Consider the following 13,057-nt stretch of genomic DNA (forward strand, 5'->3'; position numbering starts at 1 on the left):
CTTACCGGTAAAAACCTGCTGTTTTCGGAAGGGAGACATTTACATGTCGTTGTTAGGCAGGCCAAACCAGAGCAACACGGATGCCTTGCTGGAGGAAATAAAAAAATGGGGAGACGCCATCATGGAAGGCAGCGATGCTGATCTTCTGCGCGAGAATGCCAATCTGAACGGAGAGAGTTTCTCGGGGAAAATGAGCAAGTTCGGGAGCGAGTATGCCAAATGGTACGCCCGTCGGTTTACGATGCCTGCGGTTCTGGTACAAGCTGTAGACGCCAATTATTTGTATGTGCACGATCTGGACCAGTACGTTCTCGGGACGACCAATTGCATGTTTATTCCGTTCGCCAAACTGCTTCGGCGGGGATTTGACACGGGCAGCGGCAGCGTGCGGCCGCCAAACTCAATCTCGTCGGCGATGGCGCTCGTCGCCATCATCTTCCAATCGCAGCAGAACGCCCAGTACGGCGGTGTTTCCGCCAATAAGCTCGATCACGACCTTGCTCCTTATGTGGCCAAGTCGTTTGCCAAACATTTCAGGAAGGCGCTGCGTTATTTCGGCGAAAACGAACCGGGAGACGACGAACGGGGCATCTCGATGAGCCGGGCGGATTTGCGGATATTATGCCCCGAATCTTATCGTTATGCGCTTGAAGAGACCGAACAGGAAACGATGCAGGGCGCAGAGAGTCTGATTCATAACCTGAACACCATGTCCAGCCGAGCGGGCGGACAAATCCCGTTTACCAGCATCAATTACGGGACCTGTACTTCCCCCGAAGGGCAGTTGGTCATTCGGTCCGTTTTAACGGCTACGATGAGAGGACTCGGGCACGGGGAGACACCGATTTTTCCTATTCAGATCTTCAAATGCAAGAAAGGCGTAAATCTGGAACCCGGGGACCCGAATTACTCCCTGTTCCTGAAAGCGGCTGAATGCTCGTCGCGAAGACTGTATCCGAACTTCGCCAATCTGGATGCCCCGCTCAACCTTGAACACTACGACCCGGTCGATCCCGATACGGAGTTCGCCACTATGGGCTGCCGTACCCGGGTTGTCGCCGACCGCTTCGGCCGGAACCGTTTGTCCGGCAAAGGCAATCTGTCTTTCAATACGCTGAATCTGGTGAAGCCGGGCATCGAGTACGGCATCGTTTCGGGCCGTCGCAGTAAGGCGGATGAAGCGGGCTTTTACCGCAAACTCACTCTTTATCTCGAGATTGCCCTTGACGGATTGCTGCACCGTTTCGGCATTCAAGCCGCCCAGAAGACTAAAGCATCGGATTTCATGATGCGGGAAGGAGTCTGGGAAGGCGGGGAACAGCTGGATCCCGACGAACCCGTAGGCAACCTGCTCAAACATGGCAGCCTGTCTATCGGGTTCATCGGTCTAGCCGAATGCATGAAAGCGATGTACGGCTCTCACCACGGTGAAAGCCCGCAGGTGTACGCCAAAGCAATCGAGCTGATCCGTTATCTGCGTAATTTCTGCGATGCCAAAAGCGAGGCGCTGAACATCAACCTTACGCTATTCGCGACTCCTGCCGAAGGATTGTCCGGCAAGTTCACCAAGCGGGACCGTGAAGCTTACGGCTGCCTGCCAGGTGTCACCGACCGTGAATATTACACGAATTCTTTTCATATTCCGGTGTATCATCCGATGACATCGGCGGAAAAGATCAGTCTGGAAGCCCCGTTCCACGAATTATGCAACGCCGGAGCCATCACCTACGTGGAACTGAACGGGAACGCCCGCAATAACCTGCCCGCCTTTGTCAAAATCATTAAGTTTGCGCTTTCCCGGCAGGTCAGCTATTTCAGCATCAATCATCCCATCGACCGCTGCAGCGCTTGCGGTTACGAAGGCATGATCGGTGCCGTATGTCCTGCTTGCGGCAGTCATGAAAAGGACGTACATATCCGCCGCCTGCGTCGTGTGACCGGCTATCTGACCGGAGACTACCAGACTCGCTTTAACGGGGCCAAGCAGGCCGAGGTCAGGGACCGGGTGAAGCACAGTCCATGAATATTTGCGGTTATGCACCCGAGACCATTGACGAAGGCGAGGGGCTGCGGACAGCTCTCTATATTAGCGGCTGTCGGCACTACTGCCGGGGCTGCTTCAGTCCCAGGACGTGGGATTTCGATTACGGCACGCCCATGGGAACTTACTGGGAAAAGCGGATTATCGCCGAACTTCAGAGCAACCCCCTACTCGACGGCTTATCCATTCTGGGCGGCGACCCCTTCTTTTCCGCCGGTCAGGTGAGTTCATTTCTGGACCGTCTTCGGCAGAAAGCTGGAACGGTCAGCGTCTGGATTTACAGCGGCTATACTTACGAAGAACTCGCCGCAAATCCGGAAAGCGGTGAATTCGGTCTGCTAAGCCGCTGCCAGGTGCTGGTAGACGGCCGGTATGTGGAAGAGCTCCGGGACCCGGCGCTTCTGTATAGGGGAAGCCGCAATCAGCGGTTAATCGATATCGAGGCAAGCCTGCGGCGCCGGAAGGCCGTTTTGTGGCAGTCCGCTTGGAACCGAGAGCCGCCGACGGCATAGCATCCGCACCTGCTTGGCATTTTGACAGGCAGCCGTTCTGCTATAAAACCGGTGCGAACAACTGCAGGGTGCTTACCCGGCATCTATTTTCCCGGTTGAGTCCGCGTTTGTACCGGCAGGAACGAGGGCCTTCGTTCCTCACACCGCATGCAGCTCCTAGCACGCGGCGTTTAGCGGTGTTTGGCTTCGCACGACAGCAGTCAACCGCAGACGGCTAGCAGCCCGGCTGTCCGATCCGTGAACAGCCTCACGCCAAAAACCGCCCTAACGAAAGCGTCAGGACGGTTAACGGCTCTACAGCCTTGGATCGATCTCTTTCTCCTTCGCCACTTCAAACAGCACATTGGCCGCCGCTTCCTTGTATCCCTCGTGGTCAGGTGCAATATCGCCGTATTTCACGGCAAGCATCTTCTGACCCAGCAGGTATTCGTTCAGCGAGGTTCGCAGCTTAAGCTTGATGTTCTTCTGCTTCATGAGTTTGGCGTATTTGTGCGGAAAGCGGTAGTCGTATCCGTAAACGAGGGTCAAGTAATCCCGGTTGCGGACTTTCATGTAAGGCACGGTCTCACTGCCGGGCAGCTCCGGCTTGATGACGACTCCTTCCATATGAAGTCCGGTCGTCAGGCTCTCAAAGTACGCTTCCGCTTTCTCATAGCTGTCCGGATCACTCAAATCAAGCTGGAGAAATTCATCTCCGGACAAAAATTCGTACGCCTCGGACGTCGCCATCTGCGGGATCTGCTCTTCCCCGTTTTCGTATACGATCTTGAGGATCGCAAACGGCTTGTATTCCGGCTCGCCCGCCTCCCCGTAAAGTTCCAGCTGCCTTTTATACGTGCGGTATGCAATCTCGTACTCCTCCAGCGGGACCCGCTTCTCCAGCAGACTGCGCATGTGCTTGTAGTTCTGGTAGACGCTCGTACCGTATTTTTCGCTTAAGCGGGCCTTCGGCATCGTGAACTGGTCCTTTTCGAAGCCGCTTGCCGCGTAAGCCTCCGCAAGTTTGCCGAACGCTTCTTCGAATCCGTTCGCCTTCAGAAAGTCCAGCTCCGCTTCCAGCGCCTTCTCGATCGGTCTGAACTGGCGCTCGATAAGCCCTTCCCCCAGCGCATGCCAGGGAAGCAGTTCGCCGTCCAGCAGGAGCACGGCTATTTTATTTTCTTCCATATAGGCACTGTATTTTACCAGCAAGCTTCTGAAAATATCGCTTAAATCGGCTCCCTTGATCTTGTAGCCGTTCCGGCTGACGCCATAGCAATGATCAGGGTCGCGGTGCAAATAGATCTGGCATCGGGAACCCATATATTTGGGCTGAAGCACGACTTTATCCACCCCGTGATCCGCAAAATAGCGCAGGCCCTGCCTCAGTGATTCCAGTTCGCCGGCAGCTTCGTCTTTGTCCGCGGGAGACATCGTTCCCGAGATGGTGTTGATCCGGTTGCGGGAGCAGTAATGCAGCCTTCTCAGTTCCTCGGCCTCCAGGTCCCCAAGAGTCACTTTGCGCTCTTCCCGGAACAGGACCGGCAGATCTTCCGGCAGTACCGCCGCCCCCGCGCTGCGTGATTTGAAAAACGGCTTGAACGAAAGGCTAACCGCAGTCAGCTTATTGCCGCTTACGCAGCCTGTGTCCACGTGGACCTTGTTTCCGATCCGGAACGCGTTCTTCGCGGCGACGTGACCGAACACGTGAAACGGATGATTCTTCACCGCTTCTTCTTTCAGGAAAGCGAGCTGCTTTTCGAAAGATTCTTCCCGGTCCAGCCTGAAATTTCGCTGATGACGCGCCGAATTTCCATCCAGCTTCCCGATATATTTATTACGGCACGGCGAATGCGTCACGTAGAAAGAAGGCCCCCGGGTACCGACCTTCCTGTAAAACGGCTTCGACATTCCGACGAGCTCGTTGAATTTCCGCAGCAGCTCGGCATCCTTCCTCAACGTCTCAACGGACGTGAAATACGAATGAAAGAGCTCCTCCTCCACGCCGCCGATCTCGCCTTTCAAATACTTGAACACGAAGTTTTCGTGGTTACCGAGGACAAGCAGAAAGTGTTCACGGTTTTCGTACAGGAATTCCACGATGGCTCTCGTATGATGGCCTTTATCGATCCAGTCTCCCGTCAGCACGATTTTCGTATGGCGCAGCTTTTCCGGGAGTTCCAATGAATTTCCGCTGAGCTTGAAGCCGTAGTCTAGCAGCAGTCCTTTCAGATCGTCCACGCATTCGTGAACATCTCCCACTATGATGTAGTCGTATTCCTGGAGCAGCACCGAGGCGAGATATTCGTCCACATCGAGGATTTCGACGGTGTAAGCTCCGTTCGCCTTCCCCTCCTCCGGGCAGTAGAAGTCTTTGGCGCGCACCTTGTGGATTTTCGTATAACCTTCGCGGGAGAGCGAGCCCATCACGTCTTTTTTCAGCCGGTTGATATGGGATGTAATCAGCTTCTTGGACCGTTCGGACGCATAATAATCGTGCCGTTTCCGGTAATCGAAAAGGATCACTTCCAGGTTGTAATTGTTTTCCTTTGCTACCACGCGGACTTTCTCACGGAAATCCTCGGCCAGCCCCGTCGTGTCGACCACCACAAACTCGGCATTGACGGGAAAAGAAGTCGCCGCCTTCAGCCGCTCGAACAAGAGATGAAAAGCCTGGCCGCTGGATTCCAGCATAATCTGATCGTATTTATCGTAATCGAATCCGAGGATTTCCTGCCGGATGCGGTCCGAGGACAAATATTGGACGTTGGCTTTCAACGCTTTATCGGTAGCTTCGAATTGGAGCCCGGGAATGAGAATTTCCTTGGCAAAAGTCGTCTTGCCGCATTCGGTCGAACCGACCAGCATGAAAATGGTATGGATACGGGTTTGAATGTTCACGGGTTACGCCTCCTTTTTCCTTAAAATAACGCCCTGTGTCGTGCGGATGGAATTGACTCCGTCCCCGATGGCCACCGGTTCGGCTTGACAGCCCGTCGTCCCGATGAAGCCGGCGATCCACTGCCCGAATTCCTCCTGGCCCTTCTCCCATTTATGATCGGGGTGCCTGTAACCGTCCAGTTCATAGAAGGGATTGAAATCGGCGTTAGGCGTCGTAATAATAAACCGGTCGAAATCGACCTCTGCGCAAACCTGTACAATGAGCGCTTGCGCTTCTTCGGGACTCATGTGTTCAATGACCTCCGTCAGAATCACATCGACTTGTTCTCCGTTATACTGGTCGAGAAAATGCCGGATCGAAGGCAGGGTAACGAGATTATCCAGTTCCTTGGCACGGGCCTTGCGGCTGACCGTTTCCAGCGCCTCTTCGTCAATATCCACCGCGTAGTAAGTGTCTTCCAGTTTCGTCGCGAAAGGGATGGCGTAAAACCCTTCTCCGCACCCGATGTCGAGAACCGCTTTGTCAAAAGGAAGCTCACTGCGTATGAAAGTCCGCCTCTGATGACCGGTTCCCCCGAAATCGAAATCGATTTCGTAGCGGTCCGTTTTTTCCAGCTCCGCCTTATATTTCTTAAAACGCTCCCGCGAATTCAGGAAATTCCTGACGAACAAACTGCGGATATAAAACGGCGCGTCGATCACCTGAACGCTCCGGATATACTTCTCGAGCAGAAGATCGGAAATGTCGATATATTCGTTGCCGAACGTGGACAAGAACAAGCAGAGCACACTGACGGCATGCAGCAGGTGATACAGACTGAGGCCCGTCGTCACCGTCAGGGAGTAGGTTTTATGCGCCTGATGCACGATTTCGAACGAAAAATCCGGCAAATGCTTTTCAAAAAAATGAATGTACCGGATCATCTCGATATGAATCATCGGAATCCGGACGGTGTGCGTAAATCCTTCCGTATCCCGTTCGTCCCGGATTTTAAGCGGAGCCGTAAAAAATTCATTCCATGCGTTCAGCGGAAACAGCGGCGTATTGTAACGGGACACATTGAGATATTCAAATTCTTCTTTGTCATGCTGTTTGTACGAAATTTCGTTGTCCGCATCCTTAAAATACACGTTGAAGGTGTTCTCGCCGGTGTACCAGCCGTAAGCTATGCCTTTGCGGACGGGTCTGAGCAGCATGCCGGACTCCGGATTTTTGCGGATGAGATAAGAAAACTGCGGATTTGTCGAACTCAGCTGAACAATAGCCATAAGAAGGTTCTCCTTACTATGTTTATAGTTTTCATATAATTCTCGAACAGAATGCTACGGAAAACGAATCTATCTTCTAACTTTTGTAATGGCATTGCCTAGTCTAAAAAAATATGATAATGTTTAATTATTCCAATATTGTTAATTTGAGGGTTGCGTTTTTTGCGTAAAAATCACATATCATATTGGAAAATTTCACGACTGGGAGAGATTATTGTATGAAACGCACTAAATTAATTCTTTCTATTATGATGGTATTTACATTGATTTTCTCGCTAGGCTCCAGCGTTTTCGCCGCGGATTTCCCTCCGGGAGACTATAAGGGCGAACTAAAAACAGAAGATCAGGTCGACTGGGTTCGTTTCGTGGTACCAAAAGGTGTTAAGGGAGTAACCTTTAAACTCACCCTTACCTCTCCCGGTGCACAAATCTATAAAGTTTCGCTATATGACGCGGATAAACAAATCGCTCTGAAATCGGTAGAACAAGACATTACAGGCACATACACATCTTTAAAAGAAAACACGGCTTACTATTTCAGAATAGCTGTGAAATCAGGCTACAGCACGGATGGAAACCATAATTACAATTTGAACGCGTTCTACACGAAATAATTAACCAAGACTAGGTAGCGAAGAAGTTCCCTCACTTCCCAACGCTGCCCGGTCTTTTTTATTCCCTTCGGTCTGCCCCCATTCATATCTTTCTCCTATCCCCATTCTCGCTCATCCGGCGGCGGCGGAACATGGCGAAAGTATTACGACGCCAGAGAAAGTTTTCCATTCCCCCCGTCTCCGGCCTTTGATACAATGAAAAGATGACAGATTTTAGGGAATAAAAACAGGATGGGGGAGGACCATGGCCCGCGAAAGCTTCGATAAAGAAATCCAGTTCCTTCGTCTGCTTGTTCTGACGAGCGGCGCCTACAGCCGACAGCAGTTTGCCGAGCGGCTGGGCATTTCCGTACATACGTTTGATAAAACGCTTCGCCGGCTCAAAGAAATAGCGAGCACCGTCTCTTATCCCCTGGCCGAAGAACAGGGCCGGGAATTCGCGGAGATGCTCCGCTTCAACTACTACGAGTCTTCCGATCCTCTGCTCCTCTTCCTTTACCGGGCGAAATCGATGAAGGAATCCGAGAGCCGGCGTCTGCCTTTCCTTCTGGCGGTCATGCAGGAGCGGGACCGGGCCATGTCGGCCGGAGAACTGATCGACGCATGCTGCGGCGGAATGCCGGACGATGTTCCTCTTCCCGACGAGAAAACGATCCGCTCCGACCTCAAATATTTGGAGGAAGTCGGCGTGATCCGTAAAGAAGGGAGCGTCCGCCCCTACCGGTACCGGCTGCATAACGATCTGATCCGGCAGCTGAGCCGGGAGGAGCTTCTGGACCTGTACGATTTTGCGGACGTGATGGCGAATACCCGGCTACCTTCCGTACAGGGCTATCTCCTCCGGGACAGCCTCAAGAAGGCGATCCGGCAGCAGGGGCTGGAAGCGGCAATCGCCGAGCCTTTTTTATACAAATATCACTATTACTCGCGCATTCTGGACGAAGCGCATCTGTTCCCCCTCTTTCAGGCGATCCGGCAGCGGAGGAAGCTCCGGTTTCTGTATTTTTCGCCGAAGACGCACAAAAGCTATGCCTCCCGCAACACGAACCCCTTGTTCGAACGGGAGACGAACGGGAAACAAGCGCATGTGCTTCCGTTAAAGGTTGTGTATGACCATCAGTACGGAAGATGGTATCTGCTCGCCTATGACGCTAGGCAGGGGATCATGAAGTTCCGCATCGAAGGACTCACCCAGATCGAGGAGCACGATCAAGTACCGGAAGAAGAGTTCCGGCGCAAGCTGGCGGAACTGGAAGAGAAAACGCGCTACAGCTGGCTCATTGATACATCCGGACCCGTTAAGGTCCGTGCGCGTTTCTACAGGCCATTGGATGCGCCGGCCGACTTTATCAAGGAGAGGGTGCTGCTGCAAGGGCAATGGGGAACGATTACCGAAGAGAACGAAGAATCGTTCGTCTACGAAATCACGGTCAACGGATGCACCGAGATCAAGCCCTGGCTCCGCAGCTTCGGGTCCAGCTGTGAAGTGCTCGCGCCCCGGCAGCTGAGAAAGGAATTCATCGCGGAATGGAAGGAGATTCACGCCTACTATGAACCTGTTCGAGAAAATCTTTAACTACCAGATGATTTCCCGGCTGGAGGAGTCCGGTGTCGTGACGCTGACTTCCCATGAGCGCACCTGGTTAAAGTCCGCTCTGACGCATCCCGCTGCGGAAGAGGCATTTGCGGCGGAAACGCTGGCAAGGCTGCGCAGCCTTCTCGAAGAGGAGCCGGATCTGGGGACGGCTTCCCTCGTTACGGAGAAGGCCAAAAGCCCCGACAAGCAGGTGTACCATCCGCTTCTGCGCCCCCTGCGCCGTTTTATGCGGGAACGGCAGGGTATCCGGCTCAGCTACCGGATCCGAAACGGCCGTACGATGGAGAGCCAGTCGGGCATCCCTTACAAACTGGAATACTCCATGGTGAAGAAAGAATGGTACCTGCTCTGGTACCACTTGCGGAACCGCATGTATATGGCAACCAAGCTCGCAAGCATCCTTGAGCTGGAGGCCGAGGCTCCGGCGGACGGCGTATACGAGGAAATTACCGCCAAGCTTGACCAGAGCACCCGGCTGCGCAAAGAAAGCTCGGTCATTGAAGTCGTCCGCACTTATAACCGGGAGTTGTCCCGGATTCTGTACGCTTTCTCCTGCTTCGAGAAAGAGGTAAGCTATGACGACGAGAGGGATCTGTACCGGATCCGGCTGACTTATATGAGTGAAGACGCGGAGTACATTTTATCGAAAATCCGTTTTCTCGGAATGAGAGTAAAAGTCGTGGAAGGACGGCATCTGCAGTGGCGCATGGCCGATTCGGCAGCGCGGGCGCTCGCACGCTATGGGGATGAACCTGAAGAAAACGGCGGCATATCGCCTGATCTAGAGACGGAAAAGCACATAGAAACGCCAAAAGCGTCGGCTCCGGGGAGCTGACGCTTTTTTTGTGCGGATATGGAAAACAATACTAAACCTTTTTTAAACGATTGTAAGCAATAGATAAAACAAGGTATAATTTACCATAAAATACTAATACCGATTCAATTGTCTGAAAAACGTTGAAAAACAGTAGGTATCTGAGCGAGATTATAATTTTTTCCAAGTTTCTATGACATGGCTGACATGATTTCCAGCGGAAAAGGAGTGGTGAGAACAATGAACGAAACCGTTTATAACCCGGATTTTTTTAAGTCACAGCAGGATGGGTCCAGGAAATCGGCCTGCGAGATAGTTCCTATTCTCTTGGACCTTATTAACCCGGAATCCGTCATCGACATAGGGTGCGGCACGGGCGCCTGGCTTTCCGTTTTTAAAGACCGCGGAGTCGGGGAAATCCTGGGGGTAGACGGTGATTATGTGAATGAGGACATGCTCCAAATACCGAAAGAGAATTTCAGAAAACATGATCTTGCCACGTTTTTTTCTTCCGGGAAGCAGTATGATCTGGTCGTTTCCCTGGAGGTCGGCGAACACCTGCCCCCCACTTCCGCCGAAACCTATGTAAATACCCTCGTTTCTCACGGGGATGCCGTTTTATTCTCCGCGGCTATTCCTTATCAGGGGGGAAGAAATCATATTAACGAGCAGTGGCCGGGCTACTGGGCGGAGCTTTTTAACAAAAAAGGATTTGTCGCCATTGATTGTATCCGTAATCAGGTCTGGGAAAATGTTCATGTCCAGTGGTGGTACGCACAAAACATTCTGCTTTATGTAAGAGAAGAAGCCTTGAGCCGTTATGCTCCCCTTCAAGATTACCAGCCTTCGGAATCGGATCCTTTATCGCTTGTTCATCCCCGCTTATACATGCATCTGGCCAAAGATTTCTTCGGGGACGACGGCTATAAGGACGGCAATATTATCGGCCGGAAATTTACTCCACGAATATAGCCGCGGTGTCATTTGCATTAAACCCGGCTCCCCGATACAAAAAGGCTGCCTCCTAAGAGACAGCCCGGGGCCGTACGCTTCTGAAGCGCCGTTCCCTTTTCCTATTCGTTCAAATGATCCCCCAAGTACTTCACAAGCCCGTCGTCCGCATCCTGCGAATATTCCCAGACCATGGCGCCGCCGAGATTGTTCGCCTTAATGTAGGCGATTTTTTCACGGAGCGCTTCTTTATCCTCGTAAGAGATGAACGTTTCGCCGTCGTATAAATAAGCGGCTTTGGCCTTCTCGTCGAAATACCGTTTGAACCCGTTCTTGTCCATGTATTTCTCCTCGATGGTCTTGTAGCTGAGATCGGTTTTGTCGATGTCGATCGGCTTGCCCGGCGAGAACGAACCGTCGCCGTCGCTCTTGACGTCTTCCCATCCGTACGAATACGCGGGAACCCCAAGCAGCAGCTTCGCCGGATCGACTTGGTGACTGAGATACAGCTTCACAATACTGTCCACGCTGTCTATGGATTTGTTCTCCGCATCCTTGTACAGGTTGGAGTTGAGCCCCGTCGTATCCGACCATTTACCGGTCAGATCGTAGCTCATGACGTTGATGTAGTCGACGTATTTTTCCACTTTCTTAACCTCGACGTTCTTGAAGTACCAGTCCTGCGTCCCTGACGCGAAGGTCAGGATATACTTCTTATTCTTATGCGGAAGCTGGTTCAGCTTCTCTCTGAGTTCCTTCATCAGGAACGTGAAGTTCTGCGTGTCTTCGCTGCGGGATTTTTGCGTTCCCCAGGCATCCGAGGCCGGATATTCCCAATCGATATCGACCCCGTCCAGGCCGAGCTCTTTGACCAGGGCGATAATGTTGTCGGTGAACGTCCGCCGGTTCTCCTGCAGGCTGGCGTCGGAAAAGCCGTCCGCCCCGTATCCCCCTACCGCGAGCACAAGGCTCGTTTTGGGATTGTTTTTTTTGAGCTTTTTGATGTTCTCCTTGATTTCGGCATCCGCCGCTTCGTCTTTATGAAAGGATACCTTGTACTTGTCCCCTATCTGGGCGAAAGCCAAGAACGCGATGTCGATCTTCTTCTCCTCGAAGTTGATCTGGTCCAGCTTGTCCCCGGTCGGGATGACGTAGACGGAATTGATTTTATGGTCTTTGGCCTGAGTGGTGGTATAGAAGTAAAAGCCCATTCCGGAGATCAGAAGCGCCACGAACAGTTTCGTATACAGGTGTATTTTCATCGTTACCCTTTCCCGCCGAATAAGACATTCGTCACGATTTTGTTGAGATTGAGAATTTTGACGAGAATGTAGCTGACCACAAAGACCGCGCCGAGGTTAAACAGAAGCGTCACGGTCGTCTCGACCAGACTTCCTTCGACCTCCGTCCTCCGGGAGACCATAATTTCGATAAGCAGGTGAATCAGGTAAATGCTGAAGCTCGCTTTGGAAATGGAGCCGACGAGCCGTTTGACTTTGTCGTTTACCTTGGCGCTGATCGCGACATCCTTTTCTTTAAAGAGAATAAAGAGTCCGGCCGCCATGAAAAATGTCGTCACGGAGTAATTGCCGTAGAACATTTCGTCCAACACCCCGCTGTACATGGAAGCGAAATACGTGGCCACCGGCGTCAGAAAGAAGGAGACGATCCCCAGATTGAATAGGACGTTCTTCAGCTTACGCGATATTTCATAATGGAACAGATAATAGCCGAGGATAAAATAACCGAGATACCCCATAAACAAGGGGATGTTCATGATGGGCACGTACAGGCTTTCCGACGTAATCCGCAGCACGCAGTCCGTAATGAAGCGGTACGCGATGCTGACGGTAAACCAGAGCAGCAGGTAATACCGAAGCTCCTTCTCGGTACATGCTTTGACCATTCGGCTGATGAGCGGCACCGTCAGGTAGATGGCAATGATCGCATACAGGAACCACAGGTGGATATAGTTGCGGTCCAGAATGAACTTATAAGCGAAGCTGAGCAGGAATTCCCCCGCGCCCATGGTACTTTTCTGCAAATAATACTGGGTGAAAATGCTGTAGATGAGGGACCAGCTTACGAGCGAAACGACAAGCGGCATGATGCGCTTCAGGAAGAACGTTTTGTAGGATTTGACTTCCGACCGCAGAATCATCGCTCCGCTGATCATAAAAAAGACGGGCACCGCGAAACGCGCGGCGGAATTGAACAGATTGCTCACCCACCAGGAGGCCGTATTGAAATCGTTCGTGCTGGTCAGCAGGGTGGCGGTAATATGTAAAATGATCACGGCGAGAATCGAGAGAATCCGCAGGAGATCGATGTAAATGATCCGGTTCGTTTTGAGCACTGCGTTGTTCATAAAGGTTTCCT

The 13,057-nt window shown here is 52.2% G+C and carries 10 protein-coding genes; 6 read left to right on the forward strand and 4 right to left on the reverse strand.

Annotated elements, in window-relative coordinates; genetic code table 11:
- Positions 1-43 precede the first annotated feature (43 nt).
- Both ABH899_RS25365 and nrdG read left to right on the forward strand, forming a co-directional pair.
- On the forward strand, positions 44-2,023 hold the full coding sequence (locus ABH899_RS25365; protein ID WP_370001466.1) for an anaerobic ribonucleoside triphosphate reductase: 1,980 nt from the start codon (positions 44-46) through the stop codon (positions 2,021-2,023).
- Positions 2,020-2,553, forward strand: coding sequence for an anaerobic ribonucleoside-triphosphate reductase activating protein (gene nrdG, locus ABH899_RS25370; protein ID WP_370001468.1), 534 nt, complete (start codon positions 2,020-2,022; stop codon positions 2,551-2,553). Before ABH899_RS25365 ends, nrdG begins: the two co-directional genes overlap by 4 nt.
- 294 nt (positions 2,554-2,847) lie before the next feature.
- Here nrdG and ABH899_RS25375 read toward each other — a convergent pair whose 3' ends face one another.
- Both ABH899_RS25375 and ABH899_RS25380 read right to left on the reverse strand, forming a co-directional pair.
- Positions 2,848-5,433, reverse strand: a complete 2,586-nt coding sequence (locus ABH899_RS25375) for a metallophosphoesterase (protein WP_370001470.1) — start codon at positions 5,431-5,433, stop codon at positions 2,848-2,850.
- A 3-nt stretch (positions 5,434-5,436) separates the two neighbouring features.
- Positions 5,437-6,702: a class I SAM-dependent methyltransferase gene (locus ABH899_RS25380; RefSeq protein ID WP_370001472.1), complete on the reverse strand. Its 1,266-nt coding sequence runs from the start codon at positions 6,700-6,702 to the stop codon at positions 5,437-5,439.
- A gap of 218 nt (positions 6,703-6,920) precedes the next feature.
- Between ABH899_RS25380 and ABH899_RS25385 the strand changes: the two genes are divergently transcribed.
- The 4 genes from ABH899_RS25385 to ABH899_RS25400 all read left to right on the forward strand — a co-directional run bounded on the left by ABH899_RS25385 (position 6,921) and on the right by ABH899_RS25400 (position 10,699).
- Positions 6,921-7,316: a hypothetical protein gene (locus ABH899_RS25385; protein ID WP_370001474.1), complete on the forward strand. Its 396-nt coding sequence runs from the start codon at positions 6,921-6,923 to the stop codon at positions 7,314-7,316.
- A gap of 244 nt (positions 7,317-7,560) precedes the next feature.
- A complete protein-coding gene (locus tag ABH899_RS25390; protein WP_370001476.1) occupies positions 7,561-8,892 on the forward strand; it encodes a helix-turn-helix transcriptional regulator in 1,332 nt (443 codons plus the stop codon).
- The gene (locus tag ABH899_RS25395) at positions 8,867-9,748 is read left to right on the forward strand and encodes a WYL domain-containing protein (protein ID WP_370001478.1); all 882 of its coding nucleotides are present in this window, start codon (positions 8,867-8,869) and stop codon (positions 9,746-9,748) included. Before ABH899_RS25390 ends, ABH899_RS25395 begins: the two co-directional genes overlap by 26 nt.
- Positions 9,749-9,967: 219 nt before the next feature.
- Complete coding sequence (locus ABH899_RS25400) at positions 9,968-10,699, forward strand: class I SAM-dependent methyltransferase (protein ID WP_370001480.1); 732 nt, start codon at positions 9,968-9,970, stop codon at positions 10,697-10,699.
- A gap of 101 nt (positions 10,700-10,800) precedes the next feature.
- Here the strand turns inward: ABH899_RS25400 and ABH899_RS25405 are convergent, their stop codons facing one another.
- Positions 10,801-11,940, reverse strand: coding sequence for a glycoside hydrolase family 18 protein (locus tag ABH899_RS25405; protein ID WP_009675112.1), 1,140 nt, complete (start codon positions 11,938-11,940; stop codon positions 10,801-10,803).
- Between the two features lie 2 nt (positions 11,941-11,942).
- Positions 11,943-13,046, reverse strand: a complete 1,104-nt coding sequence (locus ABH899_RS25410; protein ID WP_009675099.1) for an acyltransferase — start codon at positions 13,044-13,046, stop codon at positions 11,943-11,945.
- Positions 13,047-13,057: the final 11 nt, after the last annotated feature.

This window comes from Paenibacillus sp. RC84 (assembly GCF_041260495.1).
In the GTDB taxonomy this organism is placed as follows: domain Bacteria; phylum Bacillota; class Bacilli; order Paenibacillales; family NBRC-103111; genus Paenibacillus_F.

Coding starts and splice junctions, on each gene's coding strand:
- nrdG (WP_370001468.1), top strand. CDS start 2,020: ATGAATATTTGCGGTTATGCACCCGAGACCATTGACGAAGGCGAGGGG.
- ABH899_RS25390 (WP_370001476.1), top strand. CDS start 7,561: ATGGCCCGCGAAAGCTTCGATAAAGAAATCCAGTTCCTTCGTCTGCTT.
- ABH899_RS25405 (WP_009675112.1), bottom strand. CDS start 11,940: ATGAAAATACACCTGTATACGAAACTGTTCGTGGCGCTTCTGATCTCC.
- ABH899_RS25400 (WP_370001480.1), top strand. CDS start 9,968: ATGAACGAAACCGTTTATAACCCGGATTTTTTTAAGTCACAGCAGGAT.
- ABH899_RS25410 (WP_009675099.1), bottom strand. CDS start 13,046: ATGAACAACGCAGTGCTCAAAACGAACCGGATCATTTACATCGATCTC.
- ABH899_RS25365 (WP_370001466.1), top strand. CDS start 44: ATGTCGTTGTTAGGCAGGCCAAACCAGAGCAACACGGATGCCTTGCTG.
- ABH899_RS25395 (WP_370001478.1), top strand. CDS start 8,867: ATGAACCTGTTCGAGAAAATCTTTAACTACCAGATGATTTCCCGGCTG.
- ABH899_RS25385 (WP_370001474.1), top strand. CDS start 6,921: ATGAAACGCACTAAATTAATTCTTTCTATTATGATGGTATTTACATTG.
- ABH899_RS25380 (WP_370001472.1), bottom strand. CDS start 6,702: ATGGCTATTGTTCAGCTGAGTTCGACAAATCCGCAGTTTTCTTATCTC.